Source organism: Bacillus sp. FSL R5-0434 (genome assembly GCF_038004745.1).
Classification (GTDB): Bacteria; Bacillota; Bacilli; order Bacillales; family Bacillaceae; genus Bacillus; species Bacillus halotolerans.
Map to the genome: position 1 here is coordinate 4,012,350 of NZ_JBBORV010000001.1, position 19,726 is coordinate 4,032,075.

At 45.6% G+C, this 19,726-nt stretch carries 18 protein-coding genes; 7 read left to right on the top strand and 11 right to left on the bottom strand.

All coding sequences use genetic code 11. The features are described from left to right. Positions 1-68: 68 nt before the first annotated feature. The 10 genes from iolJ to iolA all read right to left on the bottom strand — a co-directional run bounded on the left by iolJ (position 69) and on the right by iolA (position 11,376). Positions 69-941, bottom strand: coding sequence for a 6-phospho-5-dehydro-2-deoxy-D-gluconate aldolase (gene iolJ, locus NYE43_RS20865; protein WP_024123440.1), 873 nt, complete (start codon positions 939-941; stop codon positions 69-71). Positions 942-961: 20 nt separating this feature from the next. Next, positions 962-1,798: a 2-keto-myo-inositol isomerase gene (iolI, locus tag NYE43_RS20870; protein ID WP_103672021.1), complete on the bottom strand. Its 837-nt coding sequence runs from the start codon at positions 1,796-1,798 to the stop codon at positions 962-964. Positions 1,799-1,884: 86 nt separating this feature from the next. Continuing rightward, positions 1,885-2,754, bottom strand: coding sequence for a sugar phosphate isomerase/epimerase family protein (locus NYE43_RS20875; protein ID WP_103672022.1), 870 nt, complete (start codon positions 2,752-2,754; stop codon positions 1,885-1,887). A gap of 21 nt (positions 2,755-2,775) precedes the next feature. Next, on the bottom strand, positions 2,776-3,810 hold the full coding sequence (iolG, locus tag NYE43_RS20880) for a bifunctional inositol 2-dehydrogenase/D-chiro-inositol 1-dehydrogenase (protein WP_024123443.1): 1,035 nt from the start codon (positions 3,808-3,810) through the stop codon (positions 2,776-2,778). A 22-nt stretch (positions 3,811-3,832) separates the two neighbouring features. Further along, a complete protein-coding gene (locus NYE43_RS20885) occupies positions 3,833-5,152 on the bottom strand; it encodes an MFS transporter (RefSeq protein ID WP_185848424.1) in 1,320 nt (439 codons plus the stop codon). A gap of 14 nt (positions 5,153-5,166) precedes the next feature. Beyond that, positions 5,167-6,060, bottom strand: coding sequence for a myo-inosose-2 dehydratase (gene iolE / locus NYE43_RS20890; protein WP_024123445.1), 894 nt, complete (start codon positions 6,058-6,060; stop codon positions 5,167-5,169). Between the two features lie 15 nt (positions 6,061-6,075). Further along, positions 6,076-7,989 (bottom strand): 3D-(3,5/4)-trihydroxycyclohexane-1,2-dione acylhydrolase (decyclizing), encoded by a 1,914-nt coding sequence (gene iolD, locus NYE43_RS20895; protein ID WP_341062604.1) that lies wholly within the window; start codon positions 7,987-7,989, stop codon positions 6,076-6,078. Between the two features lie 32 nt (positions 7,990-8,021). Beyond that, positions 8,022-8,999 (bottom strand): 5-dehydro-2-deoxygluconokinase, encoded by a 978-nt coding sequence (gene iolC, locus NYE43_RS20900; protein ID WP_341062606.1) that lies wholly within the window; start codon positions 8,997-8,999, stop codon positions 8,022-8,024. 23 nt (positions 9,000-9,022) lie between these two features. After that, positions 9,023-9,838: a 5-deoxy-glucuronate isomerase gene (gene iolB, locus NYE43_RS20905; RefSeq protein ID WP_263463423.1), complete on the bottom strand. Its 816-nt coding sequence runs from the start codon at positions 9,836-9,838 to the stop codon at positions 9,023-9,025. A 74-nt stretch (positions 9,839-9,912) separates the two neighbouring features. Further along, positions 9,913-11,376: a methylmalonate-semialdehyde dehydrogenase gene (gene iolA / locus NYE43_RS20910; RefSeq protein WP_341062609.1), complete on the bottom strand. Its 1,464-nt coding sequence runs from the start codon at positions 11,374-11,376 to the stop codon at positions 9,913-9,915. 406 nt (positions 11,377-11,782) lie between these two features. Here iolA and iolR point away from each other — a divergent pair, with 406 nt between their 5' ends. From iolR to NYE43_RS20945, 7 genes are all read left to right on the top strand, one after another. After that, on the top strand, positions 11,783-12,538 hold the full coding sequence (iolR, locus tag NYE43_RS20915) for a myo-inositol utilization transcriptional regulator IolR (protein WP_024123450.1): 756 nt from the start codon (positions 11,783-11,785) through the stop codon (positions 12,536-12,538). Between the two features lie 53 nt (positions 12,539-12,591). Continuing rightward, complete coding sequence (locus NYE43_RS20920) at positions 12,592-13,524, top strand: aldo/keto reductase (protein WP_024123451.1); 933 nt, start codon at positions 12,592-12,594, stop codon at positions 13,522-13,524. A gap of 216 nt (positions 13,525-13,740) precedes the next feature. Further along, positions 13,741-14,391, top strand: a complete 651-nt coding sequence (locus NYE43_RS20925) for a hypothetical protein (protein WP_341062611.1) — start codon at positions 13,741-13,743, stop codon at positions 14,389-14,391. Between the two features lie 3 nt (positions 14,392-14,394). Beyond that, on the top strand, positions 14,395-14,703 hold the full coding sequence (locus tag NYE43_RS20930) for a DUF2653 family protein (RefSeq protein ID WP_341062613.1): 309 nt from the start codon (positions 14,395-14,397) through the stop codon (positions 14,701-14,703). A 220-nt stretch (positions 14,704-14,923) separates the two neighbouring features. Beyond that, a complete protein-coding gene (locus tag NYE43_RS20935; protein WP_341062615.1) occupies positions 14,924-15,490 on the top strand; it encodes a CGNR zinc finger domain-containing protein in 567 nt (188 codons plus the stop codon). A gap of 136 nt (positions 15,491-15,626) precedes the next feature. After that, the gene (locus NYE43_RS20940) at positions 15,627-16,115 is read left to right on the top strand and encodes an HPP family protein (protein ID WP_240312878.1); all 489 of its coding nucleotides are present in this window, start codon (positions 15,627-15,629) and stop codon (positions 16,113-16,115) included. Positions 16,116-16,241: 126 nt separating this feature from the next. After that, positions 16,242-17,627 carry a sugar porter family MFS transporter gene (locus NYE43_RS20945; protein ID WP_103672031.1) on the top strand — a complete coding sequence of 462 codons (1,386 nt, stop codon included), beginning with the start codon at positions 16,242-16,244 and terminating at the stop codon, positions 17,625-17,627. A 44-nt stretch (positions 17,628-17,671) separates the two neighbouring features. Here the strand turns inward: NYE43_RS20945 and htpG are convergent, their stop codons facing one another. Continuing rightward, on the bottom strand, positions 17,672-19,552 hold the full coding sequence (htpG, locus tag NYE43_RS20950) for a molecular chaperone HtpG (protein WP_341062617.1): 1,881 nt from the start codon (positions 19,550-19,552) through the stop codon (positions 17,672-17,674). Positions 19,553-19,726: the final 174 nt, after the last annotated feature.

A 19,726-nucleotide genomic window follows, 5' to 3' on the forward strand; every position in this document is an offset into this window, starting at 1 on the left:
TAATCGTTTCGGGGGTACGGACGCAACACCGCACAAAAAAACCGCCATCTCGGCGGTTTCAGGTCTCTTCAGCCGACCTGCTGCTTAGCTGCTTTACCGGCTGATCCGAACTCTCTCATTTTGCTTCGCACTGTCTCTTCCACGGCTCCAATGCCGGGTGTCATATAGCCGCGCGGTTCGTACAGATCGCTGTTTTCCTGAAACATGCGGCGTGTTTCGTTTGTCCAGGCTACCATACATTCCGTATTGATATTGATCTTCGCGTGGCCGAGCGTGATGGCTTTTTTGATCTGATTCTGCGGAATCCCGGATGCCCCGTGAAGAACGAGGGGAATATCAGTCATGCGGGAGATAGCCTCCATTTCCTTAAATCCGAGATTCGGCTCACCCTGATATTTGCCGTGTACAGAGCCGAGGGCAGCGGCTAGCGCGTCGATATTGGTTTCTTTGACGATCCGCTCACATTCCGTGATATCGGCATAGCGGACCCCGCCGACCAGCCCGTCTTCCATTCCTCCGACCGTGCCGACTTCGGCTTCTACTGACACGCCGTGCTTTGCGGCATAATCGGTGACTTCTTTTGTCATCGCGATATTCTCGTCAATCGGCTGATGAGAGCCGTCAATCATCACTGAGCTGAATCCGGCATCAATGGCCTGTCTGCAGCGTTCCGCACTGCTTCCGTGATCAAGATGAAGCACCACGGGAACGGTAATCGCCATTTCCTCCATTAACGCGCCGACCATGGCGGCAATCGTTTTAAATCCGCCTAAATAGTCGACAAGGCGATCGGAAGCCGCGGCGATGACTGGTGATTGCTCCTTTTGCGCCGCTTGCAAAATCGCCTTCGTCCACTGCAAACCGTTGATATTAAACTGGCCAATCGCATATTGCTCCCGCTTTGCATCTTCAAGAAGCTCTTTCATCGATACAAAAGCCATGTTCACCCCTCCTTTATCCGTTACATGTTGAAGTATTTCGATACGACATCAACCGTTGTTTTTTTCGCTGTTTGAATGGCTTCCTCAGCACTTAGCTTATAGTATTCAGGCCGGAACAGCTCAACGGATACCACATCAGAGAAGCCGATTTCCTTGAGGGCTGATAAGTGGGCATCCAAGTCAATCGCCCCTTGGCCGGGCCATACGCGATCTTCATCCGTTAAAAAGCCGATTGGGAAATCTTCCGTATCGTCAATATGATAAATAAAGATTTTCTTCCCGTCCGCCTGCTTTAAGCTTTCAATATTTGATCCCATCGCATGGAAATGGAAGCTGTCAAAGACAAGCCCGACATTGTCGCGGCTGACAGTATTGATGATGTCATACGCCTGTTCAAATGTATTGACTGTACATTGCGGATGGCCGACAAACTCAAGGGCGATTTTTACGCCGTACGGTTCGGCGATATCAGAAAGCTCAGTCAGCACCTCTACACAGCTCTTTTTGATCTCTTCTTTTAAGATTTTCTGCTCCGTCACAAGCGGAACGGCCACCACATATTTCACACCGAGGGTTTTGCAGGTTTCCATCATGCCCTTAAATTCAGCAATGATCTCCTGATAGCCCTTTTCATCACGGTTATTGAAGAAAACGAGTGCGTTTAAGGCAAGCGGTTTAATGTGATGGGTTTGAAAGTATTCCGCAAGATCGGCCAATGAATGGTCTTTTAAGTACTCCGGCAGCTTATCCATTGTGCGGATTTCAATATAATCATAGCCATGCTTTTCGCATAGCTCTACATCCTGTTTAAGATTTGAGTTTTCTAATGTTGTTGCTTCATTAAAACAAAGTTTCATGTCAGACTCCCCCATCTGCGTTTTAGATATGAAGGGAGTTCGGCAGGAAGGCTGTTCGCCATATCCCGCCGAACTCCATGCTCAGCTTATGCCAGACCTAATTCTTCTTTCATTTTTTCAAGCATAAATCGGCTTGATTCATCCGCTCTTTCGTCGACCCAAGCAAACACGGCATTCGTCGCAATTCCGTCGAACTTCATCTCTCTCAGCTTTCTGAAAATCGTATCAAAATCAACCTCGCCTTGACCAATGTCCAAATGCTGGTGAACCGTTACTTTCGCGTCAGGCGGATTGACGATGTAGCGCAGGCCGTGAGCCGCTTTATGATTAAAGGTATCTGCAAATAAAACATGTGTGAGACGGTTTCCGGCTTCGTCAAACATTGTCGCGATATCGCCTTTTCCGTCATCGTAGAAGAACGTATGCGCAGTCGAGTAGACAAGGTTGATCCAGTCCTTGTCGAGCGCGCGGATCATATCCATCGCACCTTTGTGCGTTTCGATAAAATCGTACGGATGGGCTTGAAGATTGAGTTTAATGCCTTCTTTTTCAAAGACTGGCAGAAGTTCATCCATAGATTTGATAAATTTTTCTTCGCTTGTTAAAGGATCATATTTTGAACCGCTGAATTCACTGTTCATCAAGTCCACTTCAAGTTCAACCGCAATTTCGATCGCCCTTTTCCAGTTGCGCACCGCAGCCTGGCGGCGGTCTTCTTCAGGACCCGCCCAATGGTAAAGCGGAAGGAGTGATGAAAGCTTAACACCTGTATCCCTTAAAAGCCGCTTTAATTGTTTGATCTTTGCTGAATCGACTTTAGGATATTTATAGAATGGACAAAAATCCTCGCGCGGGGAAAGTTCAATATATTCATAGCCAAGCTCCGCCGTTTTATAGACCATTTCCTCCAACGTTAAATCATCTCGATACATCGATGGATCCAATGCTAATTTCATTTTTTTCACTCCTCCATATTCCTAGTTTTCCACTGTTGTAAAAGATTGATAGAATTCCGGTTTTTCCTTCAATTCAACCTTTTCTTTTTGTCCAGATTCCTGGGCTTTGACACACGCGTCAGTGGTAACGGCAGCAATGTAGCCGTCCCAAGCTGTCGGCCCGCTGACTTCGCCTTTTTTCTGGATCGAATCAATGAAGTCTTGGATTTCCACATCGTACGCATCCACAAAGCGTCTCTGCCAATCCATCAGAATATTTGTGCTGAATTTGCCTTCTTTTCTCATGCTGATGCTTGATGGTTCAGGAAGCTTGATGATGCCGTCTTCTCCGACGATCTCACATTGAATGTCATAACCGTATTTACAGTTCACATAGATTTCAGCATTGATGACGATACCGCCTTTTGTTTCAATGACTACGATTTGCGGATCTTTTAAGTGCGGCAGGGCATTTTTTGATTTTTTCGGATAGATAACTTGAACGGACTCGTAGTCATCATTGACGAGCCAGTGCAGCACATCAATTTCATGAACAAGCGTGTCGACTACGGCCATATCCGTTGTGTAGTTGTCTCCCACAGTAGGGTTGCGGTGCGCGCAGTGAATCATGAGCGGCTCGCCGATGACATTGTTGTCGAGCGCTTCCTTCAACTGTACGTAACCGCTGTCATAACGGCGCATAAAGCCGACTTGAACAAGGCGTTTCCCCGTTTTCATTTCCTCTTCGACGATGCGCATGCATCCTTCAGCAGTTGTCGCAAGCGGCTTTTCACAAAATACATATTTCTGGGCTTTAATCGCTTTCAACACACTCGATTCGTGCGCAGGCCCCCAGCTTGTCACTAGGACAGCGTCTACATTTTCATCTGCCAGAAGGCTGTCATCATCAGGATATACTGCTGCGTTTAATTGGTAGTGCTCGACGACATTCTGTGCGGCTTCTTGATTCACATCCGTTACAGCTACAATTTCTGCGCCGGACAGTTTGTTTGTGATGCGGTTAATATGTTCTTTTCCGATTGCTCCAGTTCCAATAACACCAATACGTAAACTCATTGACAGCCACTCCCTCTGTTTGTTACATCATTTTGCTTTCAGTTTCTTGCTTTACATGATTGTGAGGCGATCCGTAGAGTTCCTCTTGAATTTGTTCAAGCGACTTGCCAGATGTATTCGGCGCGAAAAGAAGCCCGATCATCATGCTGGCCGTCACACACCCGAGGAGAATTGCAGCCATCGTTCCAATGCCGAAATGGCTGATAATCATTGGGACAAACAGACTCCAAATCCCTATTGAGATACGAACAAGGAAAAACATCAGTCCTTGTGCGGAAGCACGGTATTGAGTAGGAAAAATTTCGCTGGCCCATAATTGATAGTTCGCTTGCTGGCCGGCTCCGTTATTGATCCCCATCACCACGATAAACAGAAGCAGGACCGGCAGTCCTTCAACCGGGAGCAGAAACAGCGTCCAGCCGATGACGGCCATAAAAGCAGCGATTCCAAAAACCGTTTTTCTATATTGATCTGCAAAGGGCATAAAGATCAGAGCGACCCCAAGGCCGGTAAAGATAAACAGGCCCATTTGCAAAAGATTTGCCATGTTGGCAGATACCCCGCCGACCTGCTGATAAATGTAAGGCATAAAGAAGCCCATAACGCCGGCGGCTAAGTTCCAAACCAAGTACACACCCATTAAAAACAGGATGCTTTTTACATACTTAGGCTTGAGCAAATCAAAATACGAGGTTTTGTGTAATACAGCCGGCTTCTCTGCCGCCTGTGTGTCTGCGGGCTTATTTTTCTGCTGCCACGCGTCTGACTCAGGAAGCCTGATTCTGAGGACGTACGTAATAAGAGCAATGACAAGCAGATGGGCAAATACGATTTTATTTCCCAACAGACCTAAATCACCGACCAACACAGAGAGAAGCAGAACAGCGACTGCCCCTGCGGCCCACGCAACCTGTGCCACCCCGCAGTGGCGGGCCCGGTTTTTCTTAGGCGCGTTTTCCGCGATGATCGTCCATGAGGCGGTGATATCAGCGCCAACTGATAGCCCGATAATCATGTAACCGCTTAACAGCATGGGAAAGTTAACACTAAACAGGACGAAACAAATCCCCAGCGCATAAATCAGCATGCTGTTCGTATAAACAGCTTTTCGCCCGACTTTATCCGCCAAAAATCCCCCAAGCAAAGCACCGACAGCGGCAGAGATGGCATTCGCACTCAATGCGCCGAGCAATCCGATTTGGGTATCTGACAGCTTCAGGTAACTGACCCATAACGATAAACCAGCAGATCCAGCCACAATCGAACCGGCATCTATATAGTTAGCCAATGCTGCCGCGATTGTCCGTTTATTGAAGGCCGAATCTGCATTGGTATGGCCCATATATTCAGTCCCCATTACGCCAGATCCAGCAACTGCTCATCAATATAGTTTCTCGCGATCAATGCATACTCAAGCGGGTTTGCGACATCGGGGTCCTGTTCAGCTTCAATGACAATCCATCCGGAATAATTGTGCTTTAACAGCAGCTGATATACGTCTCTAAAATCAATGCAGCCGTCACCGGGAACCGTAAACATGCCTTGTAAAAACGATTGCTGAAACGATTTCCCTTCGAGTTTGCATTGTTCCATAACGTTCAGACGGGCATCCTTAAAATGGACATGTTTAATGCGATCGATATGCTTTTTCAGCATGCCCATGTAGTCGCCGTCAGAAATATACGCATGACCCGTATCGTAGAGGAGGTGCACATGTGCAGGGTCTGTTCCCTCCATCAGGCGGTCCACTTCAGCCGCTGTTTGGACGCCGGTGCCGAGATGGTGATGATATACCAGCTTTAAGCCATGCTGATCGGCAATTTTCCCAAGATGATTTAATCCTTCACAAAGCCGTTCCCATTCCTCATCAGTAAAATGCGGTTTCTCTGTGAACACGTTTTTCTCCAGACTTTGCACGCTGTAGGTTTGTTCAGAGACAACTGCAACATCCGCATTGACTTGCTGCAAATACTCACAATGCAGGGTAAATGCCTTCGCCGCTTCACCAAGTCCGTCACGCAAAATAAAACTGCTGAACCATTTTCCCGCAATGCGTAAATTCCGAAGCTTAAGCTCTTTATTAAGAATGGAAGGCTCGGGGAAAAAGCCCCCGACTTCCGTACCTTGAAAACGCGCGACAACTATATCACTTAACAAATGCTGAAGTGTATTTCCCGCTCCGATTTCAGGCATATCATCATTCCGCCACCCAATGGGAGCGATCCCCCACAGGATTTCATGTTTGCCCATCATGATGCCTCCCCTCTAATACTGCTTTGCAGATTCGAGCATTTTCTCTTTTGCTTCATATGCTTTTTGAACGCTTTCTTGTTCAGATACTTCAGCCACTCCGACATGCCACCAGCTGTCATAGCCGTCAGTCATTGTTTTTGGCAGCACTTTCATTTCAATCAACGTTGATACGTCTTGTTTCTTCGCATCCTCTAACGCCGCTTTTAACTCTTCTACTGTGTTAGCACGGTACGTTTTCGCGCCATAACCCTCAGCGACTTTCGCGTAATCGACATTCAAGATTTGGTTGTCATCTGTGCGGAACTCACAGTAGTAGCTGCCGCTTCCGTGGTCCATTTGCAGGTTGTTGATACATCCGAATCCTGAGTTGTCAAAAAGCAGCACATTGATCTTCTTGTTATACTGAATCGCTGTGATCAGTTCGGAATGAAGCATCAGGAAGCTGCCGTCTCCGACAATCGTATACACTTCTCTGTCTGGGTGAGCCAATTTAAGCCCCAGTGTGCCGGACACTTCATAGCCCATGCAGGAATATCCGTACTCCAGGTGATACGTATTCGGGACATTGGAGTGCCACAAACGCTGCAAATCTCCCGGAAGAGAGCCTGCCGAACAGATAATCACACTGTCTTCAGGAATGGTCTCGTTAATCGTCAGCAATGCCGTTGTTTGCGGAAGCTCGGTATTCAACGCGTCAGCGTACTCGTTTAGAATCTCTTGAGAGAAATGATGTTTGATTTCCGGATCAAATGCTTCCCGCTTAAATGTCACTTTGCTGAGGCGGTCGCGTTCAGCGAGCCATTCGTCCTTCAGCTCCTTGATCGTTGAACCGAATTCACTCCTATAGCCTTCAAGCAGGCCGTGCAGTTTGCCAAGCGTCACTTTCGCATCCGCCACCACTTGGAACGCATCGAGTTTATAAGCCTGCATTCGGCTGACATTGATGTTCAGAAACTTTGCTTTATCAAAATCAAAAGCAGTCTTAGAGGATGTCGCAAAATCCGTATATCTTGTACCGATACCGATAATCAAATCTGCTTGGCGGGCCGCCTTATTTGCCGCGAGGGTTCCTGTGATGCCCATTCCGCCCAAGTTGTTCGGAAAATCAGCTTCCACAGTCGATTTGCCTGCCTGTGTTTCAACCAGCGGAATGTCATAGGCCTCAGATATGGCGATTAATTCATCGCGCGCACCGGAATATTTCGCGCCTCCGCCTACGAGGATCACAGGTTTTTTGCTGGCTTTGATCAGCTCCGCCGCACCTAGAAGTTCACGCTCGCTCGGCTGCATGCGATCAATATAGTGAACCCGTTTGACGAAGAAACTTTCATCGAAATCGTACGCTTCGCCTTCCACATCCTGAGAAATGCAAATGGTCGCCGGACCCGCTTTTGCCGGATCAGTCATGACTTCAAAAGCGCGAAGCAAGCTGCTCATCAGCTGCTCAGGGCGTGTAACGCGATCCCAGTATCTCGATACAGGCTTCAATGCATCGTTTGTTGTAACCGCCGCACTGTACTCTTGCTCCATTTGCTGCAGTACAGGGTCGGGCTGTCTTGTCGCAAATGTATCTGCCGGAATGAAGAGAACAGGAATATTATTTGCCAATGCAGTGCCGGCTGCCGCCACTAAGTTGGCCGCTCCCGGTCCGACAGATGTTGAGACCGCGTAAATTTTTCTTCTCAGCATTTGCTTGCTGTACGCCATTGCGGCATGCGCCATTCCCTGTTCATTTTTCCCTTGGTACACTTTTAAATGGCCAGCATCCTGCTCAAGCGCCTGCCCAATCCCTAAAACATTTCCATGACCGAAAATCGTGAAAATCCCTTCTACGAAAGGCTCTTCCTTGCCATCAATATGGATGTACTGCTGGTTTAAGAATTTAATCAGCGCTTGTGCTGTTGTTAAGCGAATTTTCTTACCCACAAACGATCCCACCTTTACTCGATCTTTTTCAATTATGACTGTGCTTCAATAAGCTGTACGATTTCATCCGCCGTCGGCATGGCTTCCGATGAGCTGTGCTTGCTGACAACAATGGAGGCTGAGGCGCTACCGTATTTCAATGCCGTTTCAATGTCTTTGCCGCTGACAAGTCCGTAGATAAAGGCCGAAGCATATGAGTCACCGGCTCCGAAGGTTTTCAGCACTTTTGTCTTGTACACTTGGGCGCGGAAGACTTCGCCGGATTTGCTGTATGCGTACGAGCCTTCTACGCCATGCTTGATGACGACGAGGTCGGCTGAATGGTCAAATAAATAATCGACAGACTCTTCATTGCTGCCGCCTGTGCGGTTTTCCATGACATCGAATTCATCCCGTGTTCCGATGACGATATCGGACTGCTCAGCGACCAAAGAATAGTAAACAGCTGTTTCATCGGCTGACTGCCATGTATATGGGCGATAATCCAGTTCGAACACGACTTTTACCTGGTGATTTTTCGCATATTGAACGGCTTTTAACACCGCTTCCCGTGACGGGCTTTTAGCGAGCGCTGTCCCGGAAACGAGCAGCATTTTCGCATTTGCGATGTAGTCCTCGCTTACCTCTGAAGGCTCAAGATAAAGATCGGCCACGTCATCGCGGTACATTAAGATACTGCATTCTTCCGGACTCAGAATTTCAGTAAATGCGAGACCGGCTTTATGCCCTTCCTTATCAACGACCATTTGCGTTGTGTCTACGCCGGTTTTTCTCATATAGGACTCTATGAATCTGCCATGCTGGTCATCTGGAATTTTGCCGATAAAGCCCGCTTTTAAGCCGAGCTTTGAGCTGCCGATCGCGATATTCGCAGGCGAGCCGCCGACGTATTTCGAAAATGTCATCGTTTCTTCCATTGGGCGATTGTATTCAACCGCGTTCAAATCAATACACGCCCGGCCGATGGCAACAATATCAAAGTCCTTCTCTTCGTTGAATGTATACTTCATCGTAAACAGCCACTCCTCACTTGTTAGCGTTCTAAAATCCACTCATGAGCCGGATCATTATGAAACTTCCATTTTCGTGTCGGTCCTGCCATGACATTTAAATAGTAGGACGTATATCCGTCCGGCACACCTACCGGGTGATATCCCGCAGGAACGATGACAACGTTTTCATTTTCTACAGTCATTGTCTCGTCAATGGAGCGGTCATCTGTGTAAACGCGCTGAAATACAAAGCCTTGGCCCGGATCTAATTCATGGTAGTAGGTTTCTTCCAAGAAGGACTCCTCCGGCAGGTTGTCTTGATCGTGTTTATGAGGCGGGTAGCTGGACCAGTTTCCGCTGTCTGTATAAACTTCAACCACTAAGAGGCTGTTAGCTGAAGGATCTGAATCCGGAAGAATGTTGTGAACGGTCCGTTTGTTGGAAAACTTTCCGCGATGTTCAATCCCGTTGTCTTCCGCCTTGATCAGCTTTGTCGGAAGCTGTTTCTCTGATGGCGAATAGCAAAGCGCCACTCTCGCATCACTCTCTGCCGTAATCTCAAAGGCACGGTCATTGGAGATATAGACGCTGTCTGTCGGTTTTCTCTCAAATACGCTTTCACGCGTACCGATATGTTCAAACGTAGATTCATGATCCGTCACTGTGATTTTTCCCGTCACTGCCACAATGCAGATTTCTTGTTTTTTCAATTCTTCTGTATAGCTTGAACCGGATGCGAGTTCTAACACTTTAAACTCTACATAGGTAAGATCTGAGTTTGATTTCGTTACTTCATGCACAAGTTTAACGCCTTTTGATACTTCATTCGACTGCGGCTTACGCAACAAATGACTCATGGTTAAGCCCTCCTCTTTCTATGGTAAGAATGAGTCCGAACAGCGCAGAGACACGCCGTTCGGCTGTTCGTCGTTTAGTTGAAATCAGGTGCCGGGTATCTTGCTGTCACCACTTTTTTACGCGTGTAGAAGTCAACGCTGTCCTTACCGTTCGCGTGCAGCGTTCCGAAGAATGAAGACTTCCAGCCGGAGAATGGGAAGAACGCCATCGGTGCCGGCACACCCAGGTTGATGCCGAGCATTCCCGCGTCAATATTTTCACGGAAGTAGCGGATGGCATTCGAATTGGATGTGAACAGGCAGGCGCCATTCGCAAATTCAGACTTGTTGGCAATCTCAATGGCTTCTTTCAGGTTTTTCACACGAATGACGGATAGGATAGGAGCAAAGATTTCGTCTTTCCAGATCGTCATCTCTGTTGTGACATTATCGAAGATTGTCGGGCCGACAAAGTAGCCGTCGTCAGACACATTTTCACGTCCGTCACAAACGAGTCTCGCGCCTTCTTCCAGCCCTTTTTCAATGTAGCTGAGCGTGCGTTTCTTGTTGTCCTCACGAATAACCGGTCCCAAGAACACGCCGTCATCAAGGCCGTTTCCGATTTTAATCTCAGCGGCTTTTTCTTGGAGCTTCGCCATGAATTCATCAGCGATACCTTCTTCAACTGTCACAACTGCACAAGCCATGCAACGTTCTCCGGCTGAACCGAAGGCTGCTCCGATGATGTTTGTGATCGTGTCTTCGAGATTCGCATCATTCAGGACAATCGTGTGGTTTTTCGCGCCTGTCAGAGATTGAACACGTTTTAAGTTTTCGCTTCCTTTTTTGTAGACGTATTCACCGACCGGCTTTGAGCCTACGAATGAAATCGCTTTAATTTCAGGATGCTCAAGGATGCCATTCACAACGTCATGCGCACCGTACACGACGTTGAAAACACCTTTTGGGAGGCCCGCTTTTTCGAAGAGCTCAACCAATTTCTCCGTTAACAGCGGCGTACGCTCAGACGGTTTTAAAATAAATGTGTTGCCGAGTGCAATGGCCATTGGGAACATCCAGCAAGGAACCATCATCGGGAAGTTAAATGGTGCGATTCCGCCGACAACTCCAATTGGGTAGCGGTAGTTGGCCGCTTCCACATCCGTCGCAATAGAAGCAAGTGAGTCACCCATCATCAGAGAAGGCGCGCCGGCTGCGAACTCAACGTTTTCAATCCCGCGTCCCACTTCTCCCAGAGCTTCTTTTGTGTTTTTGCCGTTTTCGATGGTAATCAGATGAGCAAGATCTTCTTTATGCTGAGACAGCAGCTGCTGGAAGTTAAATAGAATTCTCGCACGGCGCGGAACCGCCACTTTCGACCATGTTTTAAATGCCTCACCCGCTGTTTGAGCCGCGTAATCAATATCTTCTTTTGTAGAAATCGGCACTTGGCACAGCACTTCTTTCGTAGCCGGATTGATAACGTCTTCATATTGATCCGTTTTGCTTTCAACCCATTCACCGTTGATATAGTTTTTTAATTTTCTGATTTCTGCCATTCTTATTGCCTCCTTCATTAGTAAACACATACACTTGTATGGATGGTTCAGGATAGATTCATAAGATAACAATTAAACGCTTTCAAAAAAACAAAAAAAATCAATGGTTAGATACACTTTTTGTAAGCAACCATATCATCACTGAAATCACACACAACAGGTTACTTCTTGGTCATTTCTTGGTTATATTCTAATCGTATAATACCCATAAGTCAATCACAAACACTAAATTTTTTCATTATTTTTATTATACTAATCTTTCAGTAATGCAAGAGACCGCCTGGAAGTCCGGCGAATCTTGCAAAAGATACATACCAATGTTATCATTTTTTAAGCAACTATTGATTAACTTTTGGTTTTTATTATATATTTACATTACTTTAAGATTCAAGAAGGAGTTTTTTGTATGAAACTGATGCGGATACAGGAAATGGAGGAGTACATTTTATCGCATGGCACTGTTTCCTTAGATGAGCTGTGCCAGGTTTTCAATGTCTCAAAAAACACAGTCAGACGTGATATCAACAAGCTGACGGAAAAAGGTGCGATCGAAAAAGTATACGGCGGCGTAACATCAATTGAGAAAACCGCACTTGTTCCTTTTGAGAATCGCACCATCCAGCACCAAGATGAGAAAACAAAAATTGCCCATTATGCTTCCCGGTTTATTGAAGACCATGACTTAATCTTCATTGACTCAGGAACAACAACCAAGTCGATTCTCGATACGCTTGATCCGAACAAAAATGTCACCATTTTAACCAACAGCTTGGACATTATCAATGCAGCATCGGCTATGAAGAATATCAACCTAATCATTATCGGAAACAACTATAAAAGAAAAACACGCTCCTTTGTCGGCATGGATGATCCGGGCACTTTGGAGAAGTACAATATCAATAAAGCCTTTATGTCTGCAACCGGAACAACACTGACACACGGATTGACCAATTCAGATCTGCTCGAGTATGACATTAAAAAGAGGATTTCTGAAAAAGCGAAAGAAGTGTATTTATTGGCCGACCATTCAAAATTCGGAAAATCAACGCTGCTGACCTATGCGCCCTTTGACAGACTGCACTGTATTGTGACATCTCAGCCGTTAGATGACGAGTACACGCAGTACTGCCATGAGCACCAAATCGGCATTCATCTGGCCTAACGTTTACAATAGTGTTGAGAGTCTTTCATCAATTTTATTCCAGGAGGTAGATCATGAAAAAAGCAACGCTCGGAAAATCAGATTTGCAGGTTTTCCCTATCGGATTAGGAACAAATGCTGTCGGAGGACATAACCTCTACCCGAATCTGAATGAAGAAACCGGAAAAGAATTGGTTCGCGAGGCCATTCGTAATGGCGTGACCATGTTAGACACTGCTTATATTTATGGCATCGGCCGTTCGGAAGAGCTAATTGGTGAAGTGCTGCGCGAGTTCAATCGTGAAGATGTCGTCATCGCCACAAAAGCCGCGCACAGAAAAGAAGGAAATGACTTTGTTTTTGATAATTCGCCTGAGTTTCTGAAAAAATCAGTTGATGAAAGCCTGAAACGTTTGAATACCGATTATATCGATCTGTTCTACATTCACTTTCCGGATGAACATACGCCGAAGGATGAAGCGGTTAACGCACTGAATGAAATGAAGCAAGCCGGAAAAATCCGCTCCATCGGTGTCTCCAATTTCTCTCTGGAACAGCTGAAGGAAGCCAACAGAGACGGTTTGGTCGATGTGCTTCAAGGTGAATACAACCTGTTAAACCGTGAAGCGGAAACAACCTTCTTCCCGTATACGAAGGAACACAATATTTCATTCATCCCTTACTTCCCGCTTGTATCAGGATTACTGGCTGGAAAATATACGGAAGATACGACGTTCCCTGAAGGAGACCTGCGAAACGAACAGGAACACTTCAAAGGCGAGCGTTTCAAAGAAAATATCAGAAAGGTCAACAAACTGGCGCCGATTGCTGAAAAGCACAACGTGGACATCCCTCACATCGTATTGGCTTGGTATTTGGCAAGACCGGAAATTGATATTTTAATCCCTGGAGCAAAACGTGCCGATCAGCTGATTGATAACATCAAAACAGCCGATGTAACGCTTTCTCAAGAGGATATTTCGTTTATTGATAAGCTGTTCGCATAAGAAAAAAACAGCCTTCTCCATGGAGAAGGCTGTTTTTTTGCCCATAAATTGGTTTGATTTTGATGCAACACTTACAAAAAGAGGCATGAATCCGATAAAATAAAGGTAGTTTATCTCAGAAAGAAAGTGATTGAAAAAGCTAAACATGATATGAAAGATTGATATGATTCAAACCAGAAATAACGGGCCGTTTCGGCGGTCTATGGAGGAAACAGAATGAAACTGAAATATGTTAAAGCCTTAGTTGCAGTAACCGTTGCTTTAGGTGTACTGCTGCCATCAGCCATTTCTCATGCAAAAAGTTTTAGCGGCCGCTCATCATCCAGTCACAGCAGCCGAAGTTCAAGCTCGTCATACAGCGGAAGCTATAAATCCAGCCCGAAATCAAGCTACAGTTCAGGATCAAGCTCTTCAAGCAAAAAGTCCAAAACGTCTGATGATTCATCATCATCGATTTCGCTGAAAAAGAAATCTTCCGATAAAACAAGCTCATCAAGCTCTAAAAAATCGTCAGGCACGTTTTCCGGCGCCACATCAAAAGTAAGCGGAAAGACATACAGCGGAAAAACATCTAAAGCTTATGTTGGCGGACGTTATGTTTCAGTGAATCATTATTACAATGCAGGATTCTCGCCATCAGGATGGTTTGGCTATTATAGCGGATTCACAACGAGTATGTTCATGATCAGCATGATGCACCCTTGGGGTTACACCTATCATCCAGTCGGGGGCCCGGGCTATGTTTCTTATGGCGCTTCACCCATTGCCTGGATCGTTGATGTCATCGCTTTGATCATTATTTTAAGCATTGTCATCGCATTGATTCGCGCATTTAAAACACCGAAGACGTACAGAAGGAGCTTTTAGGTAATGAAGTTAGTATTAAATGAGCAAGAAATTGTAGACGGGATTTGTGTGTATATTTCTAATGAAGAAGAGATTTACCCTGAGGACGTTGAAGTAAAAGAGCTGTCTTACAACAAGCGAACAGGATTCTTCGCTGAAGCCAAATATGGCCTGCATCACAAGCAGCTTGAGTCAGATGACATTTCAGAAGGCATTATTCAGTTCTTAGAGGAATACCACAACTTGAATCCAGACGTTACCGTCGTTGAATTGCAATTTGATAAGAAAAAAGGATTCTCCGCCTTGGTTTTCGTCAACGAGGGTGAAGAATAAAAATGTCTTAATCAGAACCTTACTCCGGGCGAGTAAGGTTCTTTTATGATGTTTTTTGAAATGCAGGTACAGAAACGGCTGTTTCCGGTCATGAGAAGAGCACCGCCCCTAATGATCAGCAGACTGCCTGACAGATAAAATGGGAATAAGCCTCCTTTTACTCATATCCTTGCGTGAAAAAGGTTTTGGCGCTTACAATGATTTTGAAAGGATGATTACAATGGCAAATGCTCAATTCCCTCTTATCACACAAAACCTTTCTCTCGATCTCGTTAATACTGAAATCATAAGCTATGATAAACGGCACGATCTCATCCAGTCAGAAAAAGATCTGATGGCATGGTTTGAAATAATGGGAGAAACTGCTCCTTTTCTCAGGTCTTTTACGCTGCAGCAAGTCCAAGAACAATTGCAACGGATTCATCAATTCCGCGCTGAGCTGAGAAAACATTTTGAGAGTATCGCCGAAGGCAGTGAGCCTTCTCTAGCTTTTATCGCTTTCCTGCAAGATCAAATCGCCGCCGCTCCTTTTTCTTATCAAATCTTAGATGACAAACTTGCCCGCATTCCGAATGGAAAACCAGATGATTCTATTTTATCGCTTATCGCTTACGATGCATTATGGCTGATTCATACAAAAGAAATCCAACAGCTGAAACGGTGCGCAAACGAAAAGTGCATTTTGCTTTTTCTTGATAAAACAGGAAGGCGAAAATGGTGCTCCATGAAGATATGCGGCAACAGACAAAAAGTCTCACGCCATCATAAAAAAATCAATAATGAGTAAAAAACCGTTCCCCAGAGAACGGTTTTTTTATCGAAGTTGAAACTAACCATTAAAAATAAAATTGACTGGTTAGTTTATAGCTATTATCCTATACATACTGGGAGGGATAAATTTGGAAAACAACTTCTTTTTGAAAATGCAAGGAAAAGGAAAAACACCTTTACAGGTAAATGGAAAGGACGCCGTCACAGGCTTTTTAGGAGGATTCATCACCATTCTGGCGCTTGCAGTATTGACCTCTTATACATCAAGCCCATGGTTAATGGCCCCTTTTGGAGCGAGCTGCGTGCTGGTATTCAGCGCTTGGAATGCACCTTTATCACAGCCGAGAAATGTGATTGGCGGGCATTTTATCTCTGCACTTACAGGACTGGCTGTCCTTCATATATTCGGAGCTCATCCCTGGACTTTTGCATTGGGGACAGGGCTTGCCATCTTTTTCATGATGCTGACCAAAACCACTCACCCTCCTGCCGGCGCAGATCCCATTGTGGTCATTCAAGGGGCGTATGCTTGGAGTTATTTACTGTTTCCCGTTTTCATTGGGTCTGCCATCATCGTGATCATCGCTCTCGTGATCAATAACTTGCGTAAAAACCGCCAATACCCCTCGTTTTGGCTTTGAATTTCCTTTTGTGAAATCAATCTTTTTTCAAACAAATGTTTCAAATTGATTAGGAGAAGGGTACTAATCTATTAACTTTGTTACATCGTACATACTCATTGGCTCAAAGACTGAGGAGGAACATTTGTGAAGACAAACACAAGGAAATATATGATCTACTTTTTCGGCGCTTTAGGGGGGCTGCTTTACGGTTATGATACGGGCGTTATCTCGGGAGCGCTGCTGTTTATCAACAATGATATCCCTTTAACAACACTGACAGAAGGATTGGTTGTCAGCATGCTGCTCCTCGGCGCGATTTTCGGTTCCGCTTTAAGCGGCACGTGCTCCGATCGCTGGGGCAGGAGAAAAGTCGTATTTGTTTTATCCATCATTTTTATCGTCGGGGCGCTTGCTTGTGCATTTTCTCAAACCATTACCATGCTGATCGCGTCTCGGGTCATTCTCGGCCTGGCCGTAGGCGGTTCAACGGCGCTGGTGCCTGTATATCTTTCCGAAATGGCACCGACAAAAATCCGCGGAACACTCGGCACGATGAACAATTTAATGATTGTCACCGGTATTTTACTTGCATATATCGTAAACTATCTATTCACACCGTTTGAAGCGTGGCGCTGGATGGTGGGGCTGGCTGCGGTGCCTGCCGTGCTTTTATTAATCGGGATCGCATTTATGCCTGAATCACCAAGATGGCTCGTGAAGCGCGGACGTGAAGATGAAGCGAAACGAATCATGAAAATCACTCATGATCAAGAAGATATTGAACGTGAACTGGCAGATATGAAACAAGGGGAAGCAGAGAAAAAAGAAACAACACTCGGCGTGTTAAAAGCCAAATGGATTCGTCCCATGCTTCTCATTGGCGTCGGCCTCGCCGTTTTCCAGCAGGCTGTCGGGATTAACACGGTTATCTACTACGCGCCAACCATTTTCACTAAGGCCGGTCTCGGCACATCGGCATCGGTGCTCGGCACAATGGGAATCGGTGTACTCAACGTCATCATGTGTATTACAGCTATGATTTTAATCGACCGCATCGGCCGCAAAAAGCTGCTGATCTGGGGAAGCGTCGGTATTACGCTGAGCTTGGCCGCACTATCGGCTGTGCTCCTGACGCTGGGGCTCTCAACATCAACAGCTTGGCTGACCGTTGTTTTTCTCGGAGTTTATATCGTATTCTACCAGGCAACATGGGGTCCGGTTGTATGGGTTCTGATGCCTGAGCTCTTCCCATCCAAAGCGCGCGGGGCCGCGACGGGCTTTACCACTTTGGTGTTATCGGCAACCAACCTGATCGTGTCGCTTGTCTTCCCGCTGATGCTCAGCGCCATGGGCATCGCATGGGTGTTTACAATTTTTTCAGTCATTTGTCTTCTCTCATTTTTCTTCGCCCTTTACATGGTTCCTGAAACCAAAGGGAGAAGCTTAGAAGAAATTGAAGCAAGCCTGAAACAACGTTTTAAAAGAAAGAACAGCGGACAAAGCCGTATGCTCAATGAACGGACGTCATAAATAGAAAAAGGAATCGTCTCATCGGGACGATTCCTTTTTTATGGTTACACCATCACCTTGCACATATTGTTCGTAAATTCCACAGGGTCCTGAATCGGCAGACCTTCGATCAGAAGCGCCTGGTTATACAGGAGATTTGTGTACAGGCTTAGTTTCTCTTTATCTTGTTCGAAAGCGTTCTGCAGCGTCTTGAATACCTCGTGATTCGGGTTGATTTCCAGCACTTTGTCCGCTTTTACATTTTGGCTGTCCGGCATCGCGTTTAAGATTTTTTCCATCTCGATTGTCACTTCACCGTCAGCTGCAAGGCAGACCGGATGAGATTTAAGGCGTTTCGATACTCTGACGTTTTTCACTTTGTCAGACAGAATATTTTTCATTTCCTCAAACAGATCCTTGTACTTGCTTTCCTCTTCTTCAGACTGCTTTTGATCCTCTTCTGAATCGATGCCAAGATCGCCGCTTGATACAGATTTGAACTCTTTTTCTTGATATGAAGCGAGCATTTTGATCGCAAATTCATCGATGTCCTCTGTAAAGTAAAGAATTTCATAGCCTTTGTCCGCTACCATTTCCGTTTGCGGCAGTTTTTCAATGCGATCGTATGAATCACCGGTCGCGTAGTAGATATATTTTTGCTCTTCAGGCATTCTGGATACGTACTCGTCCAGGCTGACCAGTTTTTTCTCTTTGGAAGAGTAGAATAATAAAAGATCCTTCAATTGATCTTTATTCGCGCCAAAATCATTGTACACGCCGAACTTCAGCTGTCTGCCGAACGATTTGTAGAAGGTCTCATATTTTTCTCTGTCTTTTTTCAGCAGGCTCTGCAGCTCGCTTTTGATCTTTTTGCTGATGTTTTTCGCAATCAGCTTCAGCTGGCGGTCATGCTGCAGCATTTCTCTGGAAATGTTCAGCGACAGGTCCTCAGAATCGACCATACCCTTCACAAAACTGAAGTGGTCCGGAAGCAGATCCGCGCATTTGTTCATGATGAGCACGCCGTTGGAATAGAGCTCCAAGCCTTTCTCATATTCCTTAGAATAATAGTCAAACGGCATGTTTTCAGGAATAAATAAAATGGCGTTGTAGCGCACGGCACCGTCAACACTGATATGGACATGAGTGAGCGGTTTATCAAATCCGTAATGCTTTTCAGCGTAGAACGTTTCATAGTCCTCATCTGTCAGCTCGCTCTTGTTTTTTCTCCAGATCGGCACCATGCTGTTAACCGTCTGTTCCTCCTGCACCTCTTCAAATTCATTGTCGCTGCCTTCCTTCAGCTTATTAACCGTTGTATCCATTTTGATCGGGTAGCGAATGAAGTCAGAGTACTTTTTGATGATCGCTTTTAAACGATATTCTTCTAAAAACTCATCATAGCTCTCATCTTCCGTGTTCTCTTTGATCTTCAGGATAATGTCTGTGCCGACAGAATCCTTTTCACACGGCTCAATTGTATAGCCGTCTGCGCCAGCAGACTCCCATTTATACGCTTCCTCGCTGCCGAGCGCCTTACTGATAACGGTCACCACATCGGCAACCATAAACGCGGCATAAAATCCGACACCGAATTGCCCGATGATGTCATGGCCGTCCTTCAGTTCGTTTTCTTTTTTAAACGCAAAAGAGCCGCTTTTCGCAATCGTACCGAGGTGCTGTTCAAGCTCGTCCTTTGTCATTCCAATCCCTGTATCCGTGATGGTCAGTGTTCTCGCGCCTTTGTCAGCCGCGACTTTTATGTAGTAATTGTCTTTATCGAAGGTTAGCGCATCATCTGTCAGCGCTTTGTAATAGATTTTGTCAATCGCGTCACTCGCATTGGAAATTAACTCGCGAAGAAAGATTTCTTTTTGAGTGTAAATGGAGTTAATCATCATATCCAGCAGTCGTTTGGACTCTGCTTTAAACTCTTTTTTGGCCATTCAGCTCGCTCCTTTTTCATGCTTTGTGATGTTATGTAAACTCTTTTCAGCATCTATTTATCATAAATGACGACTCATGTCAATACGATTTTCATCAAAGATCAATAGATGCATATATATGTAAATTTAACATTAGTTGGGGGTGTTTTCACTATTTTTTCTAGACAGTCTGAT